This window comes from Endozoicomonas gorgoniicola, from assembly GCF_025562715.2.
In the GTDB taxonomy this organism is placed as follows: domain Bacteria; phylum Pseudomonadota; class Gammaproteobacteria; order Pseudomonadales; family Endozoicomonadaceae; genus Endozoicomonas_A; species Endozoicomonas_A gorgoniicola.
The window spans coordinates 5,489,240-5,505,547 of sequence record NZ_JAPFCC010000001.1 but is presented as its reverse complement, the minus strand read 5'-3'; the positions used below and the strand labels follow the sequence as shown (position 1 = coordinate 5,505,547).

The window sequence follows — 16,308 nt, the reverse complement described above, 5'->3', positions numbered from 1 at the left end:
ACTATTATGCAATAGACCCCGGATTATGCAACTTTACGTAGAGTTACTTAACTTCTACGGAAGCGCCAGCTTCTTCCAGTTGCTTTTTCAGCTCTTCAGCTTCGTCTTTGCTCACGCCTTCTTTCAGAGGAGCTGGAGCGCTGTCAACGATGCCCTTAGCTTCTTTCAGACCCAGGCCAGTAGCAGCACGTACAACCTTGATTACGTTGACTTTCTTGTCGCCAGCGCCAGTCAGGATTACGTCGAACTCAGTCTTTTCTTCAGCAGCAGCGCCAGCTTCAGCGGCAACTGGAGCAGCAGCAACAGCAGCAGCAGCGGAAACGCCGAACTTCTCTTCCATTGCTTCAACCAGCTCAACAACGTCCATTACAGACATTTCAGCGATTGCATTCAGGATATCTTCTTTAGACAGTGCCATGTCTATATCTCCAAAAAATTGGGTTGGGGTATAAGCCCCGAAATTCATTTAAAAACGAGAGAAAGCAGTAAGCTCTAACAGTCAAAAAGACGATTAAGCGGCTTTCTTCTTCTCGTCGGCAACAGCTGCCACTACACGTGTAATGCTTGCCGGGAACTCGTTCAGAGTTCGTGCCAGCTTGGTCACAGGTGCAATCATTACGCTCATCAGCATTGCGCGAGCCTGGTCCAGAGTAGGCATCTTAGCCAGAACATCAATCTGCTCTGCGCCCAGAACCTGTCCTGAGATGGACAGTGCCTTAACTTCCAGTTCCTTGTTCTCTTTAGCGAAGTCTTTAATCAGACGCGCAGCCGCGCCTGGATCTTCCTGAGAGAAGGCCAGAACTGTTGGACCTACCAGGACGTCCTGCAGACACTCAAAATCAGTGCCTTCAACTGCACGGCGAGCCAGAGTGTTACGTACAACCTTCAGGTATACGCCACCGTCACGAGCTTGCTTACGCAGTTCGGTCATTTGACCAACAGTCAGACCACGGTAATCCGCAATAACAGCCGACAGAGCGCTTTGTGCAGCCTCGCTGACTTCGGCGACAATCGCCTTCTTGTCTTCGAGTCCTAACGCCATGGGCTTTACTCCAAATATCCGAAGTTAACCCTGCTGCATACAATCTATATAAAAGCTATGCATCAGGGACTTACAATACGGTGATGGGTCACTGAATTCAGAAAATTGTTCTAAATCCGTGTTCACCGTCTACGCAGGAAATTAAGCGCCAACCTTTTTGTCCATCCCTTAGACGAACCCCACCCAATTGAACTCAGGCAGGAACAGGTCTTTGCACCTACGATCTTTGACGACCTCCGAAACCGGAGACCCCAAAGTCTTTTGGGTTACAGGCAGCCAGTTCCTCTGACCGCCTGCAACTCAGGTCAGTTGCCTGAAAGACAAATGCCCTTAATTAGATCTCGAGAGATGCAATGTCGATGGTCAGACCCGGGCCCATAGTAGAGGACAGGGTAACCTTCTTCATGTAAACGCCTTTGCTGGTAGCAGGCTTCAGCTTCTTCAGCTCAGCCATCAGCGCTTCAACGTTTTGCTTCAGAGAAGCCGCATCGAAATCGATCTTGCCGATACCAGCGTGAACGATACCGTTCTTGTCAGTACGGAAACGAACCTGACCAGCTTTAGCGTTCTTAACCGCGTCAGCAACGTTAGGTGTTACAGTACCTACCTTAGGGTTAGGCATCAGGCCACGTGGACCCAGGATCTGACCCAGCTGACCAACAACACGCATTGCGTCCGGAGAAGCAATAACAACGTCGAAGTTCAGTTCGCCAGCTTTAACCTGTGCAGCCAGATCGTCCATACCAACGATGTCAGCACCAGCCGCTGTAGCAGCTTCAGCGTTAGCACCCTGTGTAAACACAGCAACGCGAACGTCTTTACCGGTACCATTTGGCAGAACGGAAGAGCCACGTACAACCTGGTCGGATTTACGAGGATCCACACCCAGATTTACAGCGACTTCTACAGATTCTTTGAATTTAACGCTGGAAACTTCTTTCAGAAGGTTTGCAGCTTCTTCGAAGGAGTAAGCCTTGGTCGCTTCAACCTTCTCAGCAATCATTTTTGCGCGCTTGGACATCTTCGCCATTATTCTACACCTTCCACATTCAGACCCATGGAACGAGCGGAACCAGCGATAGTGCGGATAGCCGCATCTTCGTCAGCAGCGGTCAGATCAGGTTCTTTGATCTTGGCAACTTCCAGCAGCTGTTCGCGAGTAACAGTACCCACTTTTTCAGTGTTAGGACGGCCAGAACCTTTCTTCAGCTTCAGTACTTTCTTCAGCAGTACAGAGGCCGGTGGAGTCTTGGTTTCAAACGTGAAGCTGCGGTCACCGTATACGGTGATCACAACGGGTACAGGCATACCAGCGTCGAGTTCCTGAGTCTTAGCGTTAAACGCCTTACAGAACTCCATGATGTTCACGCCGTGCTGACCCAGTGCTGGACCTACGGGTGGGGAAGGATTAGCTTTACCTGCAGGTACCTGCAGTTTGATGTAAGCTTCGACTTTCTTAGCCATTGCAACCTCTACATTGGGTCAACGCTTCCCTGACTCACCATTCAGCCAGTCAATTCAGCTACCCATTAACAGGGCACTATCCGAAGCTCTCGCTCGCAATCATGCCCTTAGATAAAAACCCTGCATCGTTTGGTAATTTACCAACCAGTGCAGGGTTTCATTATAAAAATCTGTCTCTCAGACTTTCTCGACCTGGGAGAATTCCAGTTCTACCGGCGTGGAGCGACCGAAAATCATTACCGCCACATGCAGGCGACTCTTTTCGTAATTCACTTCTTCAACCACACCATTGAAGTCCGCAAAAGGACCGTCAATAACACGAACCATCTCACCAGGTTCGAACAGCGTCTTCGGACGAGGCTTCTCAGCCCCTTCATGAACACGCTGAAGAATAGCGTCCGCCTCTTTCTCGGTGATCGGCGCTGGCTTGTCGGCTGTGCCGCCAATAAAGCCCATCACTCGCGGCGTATCTTTAATAAGATGCCAGCTATCGTCGTTCATTTCCATCTGAACTAACACGTAGCCAGGAAAGAACTTTCGCTCACTTTTGCGCTTCTGACCGTTCCGAATCTCGACTACTTCCTCGGTTGGCACCAGAATCTCACCAAAGAGATCCTCCATACCGAATCGCTGCACTCGCTCTTTCAGCGAACGCATTACCTGCTTTTCGTAGCCGGAGTAGGCATGCACTACATACCAACGCTTCGCCATAGTTCTTTCCCTATCCAATCAAGCTGCTGATAGCCCAGCCTAGCAGAGAATCAAGCGCCCACAAAATTAGACCCATGACAATAACCACGGCGACAACAATCAGCGTGGTTTGCACAGTCTCCTGACGTGTAGGCCAGACAACCTTGCGAATCTCAACCTTGGCATCTTTAACGAGGTTCCAGAAGGCACCGCCTTTCACTGTTTGCAGACCAATATAGCCGGCAACAGCGCCCAGAGCCAGCAAGGCTACAACGCGGTAAAGAATAGACTCAGCAGAGAAATAATAATTCCCGTAAGCGCCGGCAGCGACCAGGGCAAATACCAGACCCCACTTAAGGCCATCAAGACGACCTTCAGCCGTCACTTCTGGTTTTCCACTCATTAGTTTGATTTTCTCTCTAGAAAAGCCCCACTCAAAAACAATAAATATGATAAAAGAGTGAAGGCCTGAATCAAGAAATGGCAGGCCAGGAGGGACTCGAACCCCCAACAGCCGGTTTTGGAAACCGGTGCTCTACCAATTGAACTACTGGCCTGTATCTACGAGCGCCTTACTTTGCTTCTCTAGATACAAGGACCGACCAATTATAATTGACCATACCTTATCTGAAAAGCGTTATTATTTTTTGATTTGTGAGGCATAAAAACAAGGGGCAGATAAAACACTCTATCTACCCCTATGCTTCTGGAGCTCTTAACCGGATTTGAACCGGTGACCTCATCCTTACCAAGGATGCGCTCTACCGACTGAGCTATAAGAGCAACTTCTTACCAACTCTTAACCAAAAAAAGGGGCAAGATTAATTTGGAGCGGGTAGCGGGGATCGAACCCGCATCATCAGCTTGGAAGGCTGAGGTTCTACCATTGAACTATACCCGCAACATAAACCGCATAGCGAGACTCACATCTTGTGACACTCACACAGCCTTCAATCTTCCATAATTTCAAGATCAAAGACAAGAACCTGGTGGTGGGGGCTGGATTCGAACCAGCGAAGCTTTCGCGTCAGATTTACAGTCTGATCCCTTTGGCCGCTCGGGAACCCCACCAAGTGCTGCGCTATTGTATCCGGCGACATCTCAAAGTCAAGCTGTTGTTTTCAACGTTTAACTCAGTGAGTTATTTAGAAAACTTTATCAACTGACCCAGTTGACTGAACTGCTTGCCTGGCTGTCCCGAAGCGCAGGCGTATATTAGTGAATTGATGGTTCGGATGCAATCCCTTTGCAGCTTTTTTCTAATACTTTCAGGCCGTTGTATTCATTCGCAAAATTTTCCCACATGTCGTCTGTTACTTTATCAGCCTGTTTGGCTGACAGCTCCAGCCAGTAGATTTGCGGTTGTCTTGCCAGACGCTTGATCCGGGTTTCATAGCCTGCCTGCAATAAACGACTGCTGACTTTATTAGCCGAAGCTTCTTTACTGAAAAGCCCCAGCGATATTCCGTTTGCCAACTCTCCCTGTGTAATAACAAAGCTATCAATACCCTGACCCTGAAGTTCCCGCAAAAGCCGGATAGCAGCCTCCCTGTCAGCAAGCGGTGGAATATGTACCCAGTGGTCATAGCTGCCTGCTTCATTGTCAGATCGTTCTCTGCTGGCCACCCCCAGTGAAAAGAGGCGCTGTTGCATTTCGTCGGCCTTAGCGGATGAATCGAAGGGACCCACAACAAGGCATTGATCATTCCGGGCAATCTCTGGCTCAGAATGTCCATTTCGTTCTACGGGCTCAGGCAGAAGATCTGATTTAGGAAGATTCTTACCACTTTCCGACCAGAGAACCAGTCGTTTTCCCTGCGGCTTCTCAGGCTCTGACACCACGGGCTTTACATAACGGCTCTGTGACTGCTGATAGGTTCCCCAGGCAAAGTAGCCTGTATTCATTATTAGCAGCAACAATATTATCCAGCGCATCCTTTTCGATCTTCCCTGACTGCTATTTCCAGACCATCCATTATCAGGTCAGGCATTAAACTCACCCTTCCTTCTTTATAGACAGCGATTAACTCTTCAAGCTGCTCCCCGTCTCCTCCGGAGAGAATGACACGGGAACCCGGGTATTGAGCGACCACCCGATCAACCAGCGCCAGCAACATAACCAACGCACCATGATGAATACAGTCGGCAGTGTTTCTGCCCGGGGCAAGGTCACTGTTATCGGTTGATTCAACATACCTGAGCTTTGCCGTATTAGACGCCAGTGTTTTTTTCATAAGGCTAATACCCGGAACTATATACCCACCCAGATGAACCCCGGTTTTATCCAGCACATCAATTGTGATGGCTGTGCCGCAATCGACAACGATTTTAATCTCCTGAGTGTTAGTCGCATGAGCTGCCAGCATGGCCAGCCAGCGATCCACCCCCAGTTTTTCCGGTTCGTCATAGGACAACGTTACACCAGCCGACACTTTTTTTGCTGCTGCTTTATATAAAGGTACAGCCTGCGTCGCAAGAACATGCTTTTTAATCTGCTCAAACCGTTCATCAGCAGACACAATAGAGATGCTTACCTGATCCAGCTTGCCAACCGTATCAAGAAAACAGGGAAGCACTGTATCCCAGTCCTCTGTGTTACAGAAAAAGCCAGAGCTGGCTGGCTGGCCATTTTCCCGCAGTAACCATTTTAAGCGGGTATTGCCCGCGTCGAACTGAAGGGTTCTCATGATTTCCTCAACGAAACTTCGCCACCGCTAAACACTTTGATACCTGTTTCCGTTTTTATCAGCAAACCACCCTGCTCATTAACCCCGGCATTAAGACCCTTTTCCTTTCGGCCTGCTGCTTCGATAGTCACTACCTGCCCCCTGAAAGCGTTGTATTCACTCCACTGGTCTTTATATAAAGCAAAGCCGCCATGCGAAAACCCTTCGAGCATGTGGCTGAGCGTATTGATAAGCTGCGCTACCACTGCATTACGGCTGACAGCTTTACCACAAACCTGGTGAAGGTCGACAGCAGGCTGTCCGATCCCTTTCCTCTGTTCTTCACTGAGCTTTATATTGATACCAATACCAATAATGACATCGCATTCCCCTGTAGGGTCGCCATGCACCTCAAGCAATATACCGCTGAGTTTTTTTCCTTGCCACAACACATCGTTTGGCCATTTCAACTCAAGGTTTCTTGCACCATTAGCCTCCAGAGCTTTTAGTACAGCCAGCCCGACGGCAAGACTCAGACCTTCCAGTGAAGCAGTACCTTCACTGACTCTCCAGTTTGCAGACATGGAAATGGTCGAGCCAAAAGGGCTGACCCAGGTTCTGCCTCGTCTGCCCCGACCACTGGTTTGATGCTCAGCCAAACAAAATGTCATGGCGCCAGGTTGACCATCGCTCAGGTCTTTAACGAGATCATTGGTAGAGCCGGTGCTGAAGCGGGTGTGCAGCGTTACTGCATGATTCTCTATTGCATGACGCAGCGATTCATCCAACCCTGCCTCAATCTTTTTCCGGTCAAGCAATTCTATTCCGTTTCCAAGGCGATAGCCTTTGCCCCGAACGGAGTCCAGCGACAGACCCAGCTCTTCAAGTGCTTTAAGTTTTTTCCAGACAGCAGCCCGACTAACTCCCAGAGTTTCCCCCAGCTCTTCCCCGGAGTGGAAGTGACCATCAGCCAACAGGTTCAGTAACTTTTCCATCGACAGTCCCAATTCTATTCTGCCTGCATGATATGCCTTGAAACCCGCTCTCTCAAACTCCCCGTGAACTTTTCTGGAAACCCTTGCATGATCTCCATGCCAATATCAGGCTAATCAAGCCTGCCACCAGCAGAACCAGACCAATACTCTGAACCAGACCGGCAATGCCCAGCAGAACTCCCAGCATCAGGTAATAGCCCAGCCCAAAAAACGCACCAGCAGTACCGACTACCTGACGATAATCGACCAGAGCCTGGCTAACAATATTAGGAATGGAAATACCAAAACTGACCATAACCAGTACCATTGGCAGCAGGAACATCAGAGTATCCTGCAAACACCAGACACCAGCTCCTCCGATCACAGCCAATAAAGCGGCCAACAGCACCAGCGAATCAGGCGATAGTCGGGTTAGCAATCTTTTATTCAACAGACTGCCTGCTACCGAGCCTATAGCCAGGACAACCCCACTATAACCAAACTCTGTCGGCCCATACCCCAGGCTTTCAAAAAGAAAAGGCGACAGAGAGTAATAGCTGAACACCATCAGGTTAAACAGGGCCACCAGCGTCATGCTCGACCACAGCCGTTTATCCCGAACCATGCGTCGACCTACCGCCCTCGAACTGACTCGCACCCCCTGACCGCTCTGGGTTTCAGGCAACCACTTAAGAGAGGTCAGCCAGAGTAGAATCGCCAGGATACACAACACCAGAAAAACACCTTGATAACCAAAGTGGTCAGCCAGGAAACCACCGCTAGCCAGCCCTATCACCGGACTGAGGGCAATACCCACCCCCATCAGGGAGAAAATTGCAGCCAGTTCACTCCCCTCATAACAGTCACGCAGAATGGTCTGCGTGACGACAGAACCCACTGCTGCTCCAAAGGCCGAAACAACCCTTGCCAGCATTAACCATTCAAAACGATGCGTGAATAATGCCAGCAGAGCACCGCAGCCATACACTATCAGACCAGAAAGCATGGCTTTTCGCCGACCGATGCGATCAGAAAGATAGCCCCAGAAAAAAACACCCACAGCGAAGGCCAAAAAATAAACCGACAGTGTCTGGGTAGCCTCCTCAACCCTGACACCAAAGCCAGCAGCAATATCGGGCAGTACCGGGCTATAGATCGTTTCCACAATCTGGGGAAACATCAGCAATGCTACCAATAACAGTCGATAAGGTTTCTCTACCATTCCCTGTTCCTGTTTTAAGCCAATAAAAGGAGCGCAAGTGTACACATAAACAGCTGCCGGAGCTTCTAAACATCATGAGCCGTCATGTCGGTGCCAGCGCATTTTCCTCCTCTTTCAGAGTCCCGGAGAACTTTCCTTGAAATTTTCTATCTAAAGTCTGCTACAGAGATTGACTAACGTGCATATAAAAATTAAGCGATTGAAAACCGCTCTAAAATGCACGTACACAACTAAAGTTCAAATGAATTCAAAAAAGATTGAGAGACCTTTATGAAATACAGAGTTTTTTCACTTATGTTGGCAGCCTCAGCACTGTCTATAAATTTATACGCCTATTCCCCGGATGATCAGCAGGGCACTCTCTATAAAGGACTGCAAAACCTAAATAAACTTGCTGATACAATGGGGCTTGATCGAAAGCAGTCGTTAGGAACAGTTGGTATAAATAACCTGATTTCTTCATTCTTATCCCCCTGGAATGAAGTGCGGATCAATTATCTGATCAAAAGAACAGGCAACATCAAACAAGTAGCAAAAGATGTCATAAGTGGAGCGTTTGCTAATCCTCTCTTTGACCTGTCTGGTTTTGCCGTCCAAAAAGAAGATTTTCTAGACCTGGTCGAGCGTAGTTCTTTTCTACAGACTTATGACCCCAAAGCCAGGGGAGTAACAATCAGCGATGCCGATGCCCTTTTTGTTCCCACTGACACACCGCTGACAAAAGATTTGGCAAAAACAGCCAATACCGCTACAGACCAAAAGTCCTCAAGCACACGCATCCCTGCCAACACACCGGTTTTTATTTTCGGACAGTTATTCGATTTACCCGCTAAAATCAGCCCTGATGAAGATTCATGGTTTCTTGTCTGGCGAGAAGAATTTGGTCTGAAGTTCGTGCGCTCGCGGCATATAGGACGGTTAAGCCAGTCCGATATAGAAGAGTTTGAACGTCTGGTCACTAGCAAGCCCGAAATTGTAAGAACAGGAAGAGTTGAGCGAGAGTTTCATGAAGACAACTTCAAAATGCTGATGCCTGGCACCATGCCTCTGCATAAAAACGATGGCACTTATCAACTGGCAAAGCGAAAGGGCCAGGATGGAGAAATCGTTCAATTTAATAACAGCACCTGGACAGTCTACCGTGCAAAGCTGACCCCAGCCGAACTGTATGCTAAAGACAAAGTCAAACCCCTGGATTATCACATTAAGCAGGCACCCATGAATCCAACCATTCAGAACTACCTGCAAGAACTACACAATAGAATCTTTCGCTACCCAAATTATGCCGGTTCTGAGCGTAACTATCACTGGTCTTTCGCCTGGGGAGAAGGAGAGGCAGGTATCGATGAACAACACGGTCAGGATATTTCCAATTTTGTTTACAAACTAATGCTGGGATTCGGACATCGCCTGCCAAGGTACTCCGGGCATCAGATAACAGAAGGGCTAAGTATCAACACGATAACGGTGGATTACTCAAAAGATAAAGAGTCACACTATCGAACACTGGTTGAAGACTGCACCCTGGGACGAATGGCAAGTTTTGCCCGCAGTGCGCACATGGTCTGTATTGGCAGTGTATCGATGGCACAGCTTAGGCTTCTTGATTCTGATGCAGCAACGGATGCATTGAATAATGGCATGAAGGAAGAGGACCTTGTACCACTGGTAGCAACCAGTCCTGTTGGCTTTAGAGATGTGGAAACCGGAAACTGGACAATCGTCCCCAAAGCAGCAATTTTCCCAATTTTCAAAACAGGCCCTTATAGCAGCTGGATAAGCCGAAAAGAGGATTTTAAAGTATTCAGTTTCTTTACAAACTCTCCAAGGTTAACGACAAAAACTGAACTCTGATAGATCACCTGTTAAGCTCCACATAGACTGTGTGGAGCCTTTCCCGATACTTATAAAATGAAATGAACAGGTGCAATGCTAATGAGTATTTTCAAATCCCACATTTCACAAATGGGTGCTTACAAACCGCCACTGGAAGGTCGGGATAACCACCAGCACCTGTTACTTGATTTTAATGAACGGGTGCTTCCGGTTTCTCCGACGGTTAAGCAGGCCCTGATCGATTTTATTAACGATGACCAGCTTCAGGTTTATCCTGCTTATGGGGACATTATTCAGAAAATTGCTGACTACTGTGGGGTAAAGCCCGATCAGGTCATGACCACCAACGGTTCAGACCAGGGAATAGACCTGATCATTCGGTCGGCATGCAGGGAAGGCGACGATGCCATTATCCCCGGACCAACATTTGCCATGTATCACCAGTGCGCAAAAATTGAAAATCTGAACATTATCGAACCCGCCTATTCCAGAGAAAACGGTTTTCCCAAACAGGCCGTCATGGACGCGATTACCGATAAAACCCGACTGATTGTAATAGCAAACCCAAACAACCCTTGCGGAACCCCCATCGCAAGGGATGATATTCTGGACATTGCCAAAGCTGCGCCTCAGGCAGCCATTCTGGTGGACGAGTGCTATTTCGAATATACCCGGCAAACGGTTTGCGACGTTGTTGAGCAATACCCCAACCTGCTGGTCACCCGGACTTTCTCCAAAACCTGGGGGCTTCCATCTGTACGACTGGGGTACATTATTTCCAGTAAAGACAATATCAACGCATTACTGAATGTCCGTGGACCTTACGACGTAAATCAGCTGGCAGTGGTTGCGATTGATGCCGCGCTTGGCAATCCTGAATATACACAGGAGTACGTGAAAGAGGTAATTGAAGTCTCAAAGCCGATGATTGAGGCATTTCTGGATAAGCAGAATATTGAGTACTGGCCGTCTGTAGCAAACTATGTCTGGGTGTTTTTCAAGCAACCTTCTCTGGTTGAGCAAAAGCTAAAAGAAGCGAATATTCTTGTTCGTCCCAAAGTGGACAATAATTCCAGGCTCGGATTACGAATCAGCCTTGGGAACAAACAGCAAACCATACACCTGATAGACACCCTTGCCTCAGTTATCTAACGCTGCATAACGATCTACACATTGTTCAATTAATATTCTCCCCGCAACTCACGACACAGTTGATCCCGAAAATCCCGCAGAAACTGGCTGCTTCGCTCAGCCATCTGCCTGCCTGCTTCCGTTTGCATACTGTCTGCAATGTTCAGCAGCTTCAGTTCAAAGTGGTCAAGGGAATAAAGGCGGTCATCCAGTTCGCGATGCTCTGCCAACGGATCGTGGGGATCAAACAGTTTCTGCTTCAGCTTGCCTCCGGTGTAGAAACAGCGGGCAAGGCCAATAGCTCCCAGCGCTTCCATCCGGTCTGCATCCTGAACCACCTTTGCTTCAATGGTTTCTGGCTCAATACCTGCCGAATAACTGTGTGTTTTCACCGCATGACACACATCACCAATCAGGTCTTGCGGGAATGCCAGTTCTTCCAGACAACGCTCAGTCTCTTCTGCTGCCAATGTTGAAGCCATTGAACGCTGAGGGTGATTCTTGGGAAGAACAATAATGTCATGGAAATAGCAGGCGGTCAGGATAACCAGCCGGTTAACACTCATATCACCGTCATTCAGTAGTCGACTGGCGGTTCGCCAGACTCTCTGGAAGTGTGATATGTCATGAGAAGCATCATCCGACTCCCGCCCCTGCAAAAACTCGACAAACGCATTTTCCCACTGCTGTAACAGGGCTGGGTCGTTGTAAGACATAGCTTCTCACTCTTTGTTTTATTAACCATGCAACTGATAGCGATAACAGGACCGACTATCAATGGCGGGCTCACTATGCAGAAACAGTCGTGAATGCACAACCAACTGTTCAGGTTTTAATTCAACCAGATGGTAAGCCGGAGGCTCAGGCGAAACGTAAGAAGGCTTTTTATTGTCAAATTCAAAAGCGGTCTGATGTACAGGCGACAAAGGACAGGAGTAACTGATGCCATGCCAGCTCCCTGTCACAGTGCGGTGCAAATGTCCGAAGAAAATATGCCTGATCTGCGTCAGGTAAGGTGTCACAGTTTGAAGGAACTCATCCGCATTCACCAGATTATCGTCGTCCATTGCCGAAAGCCCTACTGTAAACGGCGGGTGATGCATAAACAGATAAACAGGTTGCCCTTCAGAGTCCGCCAGCATGCTCTCCAGCCACTGCAACCGTTCCTGACAGAGAACACCGCTACGCTTTCCTACGTCCAGAGTATCCAGAAAAATCATCCGGCCTGCCGGAGTATCCAGAATGTATTGAACAAACCCGCTTTCATCGTCCACAGGATGTTCAGGAAAAACGGTTGAAAACGCTTCTCTTTGATCATGGTTACCCATCAACATATAAACAGGAAAAGGCAACCGGCTCAGCTCCTCTTTTAAAACCTTGTAAGCAACCTTTTCGCCCCAATGGGTCAAGTCTCCCGTGATCACCGCAAAGTCTAATGAAAGGCTGGCACAGTCAGACAAAATGGCATCAATACATTGCCTTATCCGTAACTGTGGATTGATGTCATAATTCATTTCCCCCGCTGGAATCAGCTGAGGGTCAGACAGGTGAATAAAATGGATGTTCTTTTCCGGGGTTGTTCTCATAATGCTTTATTATACAGCAGACTCCAGACTATACCGGGCAACCGTCATATTACTCCAGCCCTCAAAACCATCCAGATGCATACCCAGTGTCTGTATGACATCCACCGCAAATACGTTGTCGGGCGCCGTATAGGAGATGATCTCCCGAAAGCCAAACCGCTCAAACCCCAGTCTGGCAACAGCCTGAGCAGCTTCAAGCACCAGCCCCCGCCCACGAAACTCTGGCAGAAAGCGCCAGCTAAGCTCTACACTTTTCCCGTAACTGGAAAAACCACAGTAGCCAATCAGCCGATACGTTTCCTTATGAACAACAGCCCATCGTGACCAGCCTTTCTGATCAAGTTCCAGCTGATAACGCCATAATTCTGTTTCTGGTCTGGAGGCAGGAGAGTCATCACTGAACCGGCGGGGCAGGTCATTGTGACCTGTTATTTCACCGTAAGGTTTCAGGTCACCTTCCTGCCAGGTTCGAATTAGCAGTCTGGGGGTTTGAGTTACTATTAGCACGAGACGCTCCTGATAACGCTTTGATCGACAGCTTGAGCTATTGAAACTTATAAATATGTAGCCTAACTCTGGCGGGAAGGCAGTATTTCTTTCTTATTAAATACAAGGCAATACTGTCCACTAACCATGTCCAATGGAGAGTCGTCCACTGGTGAACATTTTTTGTTTACAGGGGTTTGACCTGTCGGTATACGAAAAAGTTCTATGCTGTCCGGATAATATTCAGACGACCTCTCAAGAGCGCAACCATCAAAGCTTACCCGGGGTTGGCCGAAATCTCTTCCATAAGAATTATCAGTGGACGGCTATGATGAATCCGGTACTCAGCGACTTTCTCGCACTGCCCGAACCCCATTTTCAGTGGACCGTTCTGGCTGAAGAATGCCTGGAAGGCGAGGTGAGAGCCGTTCAACTGGAACTCACTTCGCTAACATGGCCTAAAGATAAAACCTCTGGCGCTGACCATCAACAATGGCAGCACCGCTTACACCTTTACCTGCCTGCGAAAGATAACCACCAGCCCTGCCTGCTAATGATTAACAGTGGAACACGCCATGACCTGTCAATGGAAACCACGCCTCAGTCCCAGGTCGACAGCGCAGCTCTGTGTCGCCTTACCGGAGCCCCTGTTGCCAGCCTGAAAGATATTCCAAACCAGCCCATAACATTTGCTGACGGTAAGCCGCGTTCAGAAGATGATCTGGTTGCCTGGAGCTGGAAGCAGTTTCTGGAAAACCCTGAAGCTAACCGTTTTTACCCACTGCAATGGCCCATGGTTAAAGCCGTGGTAAAAGCTATGGATGTCATTGAAGCATTCACTGCCACACAGAATACTGAGGTAAATGACTTTATTCTGTCCGGAGGTTCTAAGCGGGGCTGGGTAAGCTGGCTGACAGCCAGTGCTGATTTCCGGGTTGCTTCAGTGATTCCGATTGTGATTGATGTTTTGAACATCGAAGCCTGTATTCATCACCACCATAATGTCTACAACGGCTGGTCACCGGCTATTAAGGACTACACCGACGAAGACCATAATATTCTTGAAGCACTGGAGTCAGAGACAGCCCAACAGCTGTTAGAGCTGATAGACCCTATCCATTGCAAAGAGTCCCTGCAACTGCCCAAGTTTGTCATTAATGCCAGTGGTGATGAGTTTTTCCCTCCCGACTCTGCCCGCTTTTACTACCATCAACTGTCACAGCCAAAATGGCTGCGTTACCTGCCAAACTGCAGTCATTACCCGGGGCGTGAAGCCAATATCAACACGACGGAATTAATGGCTTCAGCCTATGGCGCGCTGTTGGCTGATTCTGCCCCCGTCATGTCCTGGCAGCCATTGGACGATGGCGGTATTGAACTACGACTCAGCGAAGAACCCGGCCAGGCCAGTGTCTGGTTCTGCCATAATCCACTGGCTCGTGATTTCCGCAGGGATGAACTGAAACAACAGGGGTTACGCTTTAACAGCCAACCATTAAAGCCTGTCAGTACATCACCCTGGGTTTACCGTTTCCTGCCCGAACCTGCCGATAAAGGCTGGACCGCCTTTTTCATTGAGGCGTCTTTTGACAACCCTCCATTCCCGAACCTGAAACTGACCAGTGGAATTCGTGTCCTACCCGACATATATCAAAACCCGAGTTAGACCAATCGCAGTTATTAGACAATCAGGACTTTGCCACCTTATATTGGTCGCTGTTATTCACATCGGGCAGACCAATGGCTATCTGGAACAAGTCCCCAACTCTGGAATTATTAAATAATCAGTTAAAAGGCAACATGTGTGAGCATGTTGGTATTGAAATTACGGCTATTGGTGATGACCATCTTGTCGGCACCCTGCCTGTTGATGAACGTACCGTGCAACCCATGGGGCTGCTGCATGGCGGAGCCAATGTGGTTCTGGCTGAAACCCTCGGCAGTATTGCTGCCAACCTTGCCTGCGAGAACAATCAGTATTGCGTCGGTCTGGAAATCAATGCCAATCACCTGAAGTCTGCAACATCAGGCAAAGTGACAGGAACCGCCCGTCCAATTCACCTTGGTCGAAGCACTCAGGTCTGGGAGATTCGCATTGAGGATGAACAGGGCGCTCTGACCTGTATTTCCCGACTGACCATGGCTGCTAAAAGTAACAGAGATTAATTAGAACTCCCCTCCAGCAGTAAGATTTCAGGGAGGGGAATCTATCTCTTAAACTCTATAACTGCCGGGCAATCAGCTGTTCCAGCTTCACCTGATCCTTTGCAAAGTTGCGAATGCCTTCTGCCAGTTTTTCCGTTGCCATGGCGTCTTCATTCATTAACCAGCGGAAGGTCGTTTCATCCAGGCTCACCCTGGGATCATCAGATACAGGCTTTTCTGCATACAGTTTCTGCTTCAAAGGCTGTTCAGTATTTTCCAGCTCTTCCAGCAATGACGGTCCTATTGTGAGACAGTCACAGCCTGCCAGCTCACGAATTTCTCCGGTATTACGGAAGCTGGCTCCCATCACTGTGGTTTTGTAACCATGTTGCTTGTAGTAATTAAATATTCGGGATACGGACACAACACCGGGGTCTTCCGCTCCGGCATAGTCACGACCTTCAGATTGTTTATACCAGTCGAGAATTCGCCCTACAAAAGGTGAAATCAGATAAGCGCCTGCTTCTGCGCAGGCCTGTGCCTGAGTAAAACTGAACAACAAGGTCAGGTTACAGCGTATGCCTTCCTGCTCAAGTATTTCTGCCGCTTTTATACCTTCCCAGGTTGACGCTATTTTTATCAACAGCCGATTACTGTCAGCGCCCTGTTGACGGTACATTTCAGACAGACGACGGGCTTTTTCTATAGTGGCCTGAGTATTAAAAGAAAGACGGGCGTCGACTTCTGTCGACACAACACCCGGCACAACACCCTGTATCTCTTTTCCTATCGCAACGGCCAGCCAGTCGCAGGCGAGCTTCGACTGCGTGCTGATATCACCAGAAGACTGTCGTCCATATTCAAGTGCGTCTGACAATAACGCGGTGTACGCCGGTAGTTCAGCCGCCTTCAGGATGAGTGATGGGTTCGTGGTAGCATCCACCGGTTTGTAGCGTTTGATTGCATCAATATCCCCGGTGTCTGCGACCACTTTGGTCATACTTTTTAACTGATCTAGCTGGTTGCGCATACTCTACCCTTTTATCGTCTGCTCGTTATTTACCTT

The 16,308-nt window shown here is 48.6% G+C and carries 18 protein-coding genes and 4 tRNA genes; 4 read left to right on the top strand and 18 right to left on the bottom strand.

Annotated features, from left to right (window positions below; genetic code table 11):
- Nucleotides 1-43: 43 nt before the first annotated feature.
- The 14 genes from rplL to NX722_RS24680 all read right to left on the bottom strand — a co-directional run bounded on the left by rplL (nucleotide 44) and on the right by NX722_RS24680 (nucleotide 8,058).
- On the bottom strand, nucleotides 44-418 hold the full coding sequence (rplL, locus tag NX722_RS24745) for a 50S ribosomal protein L7/L12 (RefSeq protein WP_262565534.1): 375 nt from the start codon (nucleotides 416-418) through the stop codon (nucleotides 44-46).
- A gap of 93 nt (nucleotides 419-511) precedes the next feature.
- The gene (gene rplJ, locus NX722_RS24740; RefSeq protein ID WP_262565533.1) at nucleotides 512-1,042 is read right to left on the bottom strand and encodes a 50S ribosomal protein L10; all 531 of its coding nucleotides are present in this window, start codon (nucleotides 1,040-1,042) and stop codon (nucleotides 512-514) included.
- A 334-nt stretch (nucleotides 1,043-1,376) separates the two neighbouring features.
- Nucleotides 1,377-2,072: a 50S ribosomal protein L1 gene (gene rplA, locus NX722_RS24735; protein ID WP_262565532.1), complete on the bottom strand. Its 696-nt coding sequence runs from the start codon at nucleotides 2,070-2,072 to the stop codon at nucleotides 1,377-1,379.
- The gene (rplK, locus tag NX722_RS24730) at nucleotides 2,072-2,506 is read right to left on the bottom strand and encodes a 50S ribosomal protein L11 (RefSeq protein ID WP_262565531.1); all 435 of its coding nucleotides are present in this window, start codon (nucleotides 2,504-2,506) and stop codon (nucleotides 2,072-2,074) included. Before rplK ends, rplA begins: the two co-directional genes overlap by 1 nt.
- A 177-nt stretch (nucleotides 2,507-2,683) precedes the next feature.
- Nucleotides 2,684-3,217 (bottom strand): transcription termination/antitermination protein NusG, encoded by a 534-nt coding sequence (gene nusG / locus NX722_RS24725; protein WP_034877890.1) that lies wholly within the window; start codon nucleotides 3,215-3,217, stop codon nucleotides 2,684-2,686.
- Between the two features lie 10 nt (nucleotides 3,218-3,227).
- On the bottom strand, nucleotides 3,228-3,599 hold the full coding sequence (gene secE, locus NX722_RS24720; RefSeq protein WP_262565530.1) for a preprotein translocase subunit SecE: 372 nt from the start codon (nucleotides 3,597-3,599) through the stop codon (nucleotides 3,228-3,230).
- A 78-nt stretch (nucleotides 3,600-3,677) separates the two neighbouring features.
- Nucleotides 3,678-3,753, bottom strand: a tRNA-Trp gene (locus NX722_RS24715).
- A 150-nt stretch (nucleotides 3,754-3,903) separates the two neighbouring features.
- Nucleotides 3,904-3,979 (bottom strand) — tRNA-Thr (locus NX722_RS24710).
- Between the two features lie 44 nt (nucleotides 3,980-4,023).
- A tRNA-Gly gene (locus NX722_RS24705) sits at nucleotides 4,024-4,097 on the bottom strand.
- A gap of 86 nt (nucleotides 4,098-4,183) precedes the next feature.
- Nucleotides 4,184-4,267, bottom strand: a tRNA-Tyr gene (locus NX722_RS24700).
- 144 nt (nucleotides 4,268-4,411) lie between these two features.
- Entirely contained in the window at nucleotides 4,412-5,131 is a 720-nt protein-coding gene (locus tag NX722_RS24695) for an SPOR domain-containing protein (protein ID WP_262565529.1), read from the bottom strand.
- Nucleotides 5,119-5,883, bottom strand: a complete 765-nt coding sequence (locus NX722_RS24690) for a type III pantothenate kinase (protein ID WP_262565528.1) — start codon at nucleotides 5,881-5,883, stop codon at nucleotides 5,119-5,121. The genes NX722_RS24695 and NX722_RS24690 overlap by 13 nt, the downstream gene beginning before the upstream one ends.
- Entirely contained in the window at nucleotides 5,880-6,857 is a 978-nt protein-coding gene (gene birA / locus NX722_RS24685) for a bifunctional biotin--[acetyl-CoA-carboxylase] ligase/biotin operon repressor BirA (protein WP_262565527.1), read from the bottom strand. The genes NX722_RS24690 and birA overlap by 4 nt, the downstream gene beginning before the upstream one ends.
- 52 nt (nucleotides 6,858-6,909) lie before the next feature.
- Nucleotides 6,910-8,058, bottom strand: coding sequence for a multidrug effflux MFS transporter (locus NX722_RS24680; protein WP_262565526.1), 1,149 nt, complete (start codon nucleotides 8,056-8,058; stop codon nucleotides 6,910-6,912).
- A 270-nt stretch (nucleotides 8,059-8,328) separates the two neighbouring features.
- Here NX722_RS24680 and NX722_RS24675 point away from each other — a divergent pair, with 270 nt between their 5' ends.
- Together NX722_RS24675 and NX722_RS24670 are read left to right on the top strand one after the other, a co-directional pair.
- Nucleotides 8,329-9,912 carry a hypothetical protein gene (locus NX722_RS24675; protein WP_265442384.1) on the top strand — a complete coding sequence of 528 codons (1,584 nt, stop codon included), beginning with the start codon at nucleotides 8,329-8,331 and terminating at the stop codon, nucleotides 9,910-9,912.
- Between the two features lie 81 nt (nucleotides 9,913-9,993).
- Nucleotides 9,994-11,046 carry a pyridoxal phosphate-dependent aminotransferase gene (locus tag NX722_RS24670; RefSeq protein ID WP_262565524.1) on the top strand — a complete coding sequence of 351 codons (1,053 nt, stop codon included), beginning with the start codon at nucleotides 9,994-9,996 and terminating at the stop codon, nucleotides 11,044-11,046.
- Nucleotides 11,047-11,075: 29 nt separating this feature from the next.
- Here NX722_RS24670 and NX722_RS24665 read toward each other — a convergent pair whose 3' ends face one another.
- Genes NX722_RS24665 through NX722_RS24655 form a run of 3 tightly spaced genes read right to left on the bottom strand, consistent with a single transcriptional unit; the run spans nucleotide 11,076 to nucleotide 13,118 of the window.
- Nucleotides 11,076-11,741, bottom strand: a complete 666-nt coding sequence (locus NX722_RS24665) for a phosphohydrolase (protein ID WP_262565522.1) — start codon at nucleotides 11,739-11,741, stop codon at nucleotides 11,076-11,078.
- 21 nt (nucleotides 11,742-11,762) lie between these two features.
- Nucleotides 11,763-12,611: a phosphodiesterase gene (locus NX722_RS24660; protein ID WP_262565521.1), complete on the bottom strand. Its 849-nt coding sequence runs from the start codon at nucleotides 12,609-12,611 to the stop codon at nucleotides 11,763-11,765.
- 9 nt (nucleotides 12,612-12,620) lie between these two features.
- Nucleotides 12,621-13,118, bottom strand: a complete 498-nt coding sequence (locus NX722_RS24655) for a GNAT family N-acetyltransferase (protein WP_262565520.1) — start codon at nucleotides 13,116-13,118, stop codon at nucleotides 12,621-12,623.
- A 151-nt stretch (nucleotides 13,119-13,269) separates the two neighbouring features.
- Here NX722_RS24655 and NX722_RS24650 point away from each other — a divergent pair, with 151 nt between their 5' ends.
- The gene (locus tag NX722_RS24650; protein WP_262565519.1) at nucleotides 13,270-14,763 is read left to right on the top strand and encodes a PhoPQ-activated pathogenicity-related family protein; all 1,494 of its coding nucleotides are present in this window, start codon (nucleotides 13,270-13,272) and stop codon (nucleotides 14,761-14,763) included.
- A gap of 74 nt (nucleotides 14,764-14,837) precedes the next feature.
- A complete protein-coding gene (locus NX722_RS24645; RefSeq protein ID WP_262565518.1) occupies nucleotides 14,838-15,263 on the top strand; it encodes a hotdog fold thioesterase in 426 nt (141 codons plus the stop codon).
- Nucleotides 15,264-15,318: 55 nt separating this feature from the next.
- Here the strand turns inward: NX722_RS24645 and tal are convergent, their stop codons facing one another.
- The gene (tal, locus tag NX722_RS24640; protein WP_262565517.1) at nucleotides 15,319-16,272 is read right to left on the bottom strand and encodes a transaldolase; all 954 of its coding nucleotides are present in this window, start codon (nucleotides 16,270-16,272) and stop codon (nucleotides 15,319-15,321) included.
- Nucleotides 16,273-16,308: the final 36 nt, after the last annotated feature.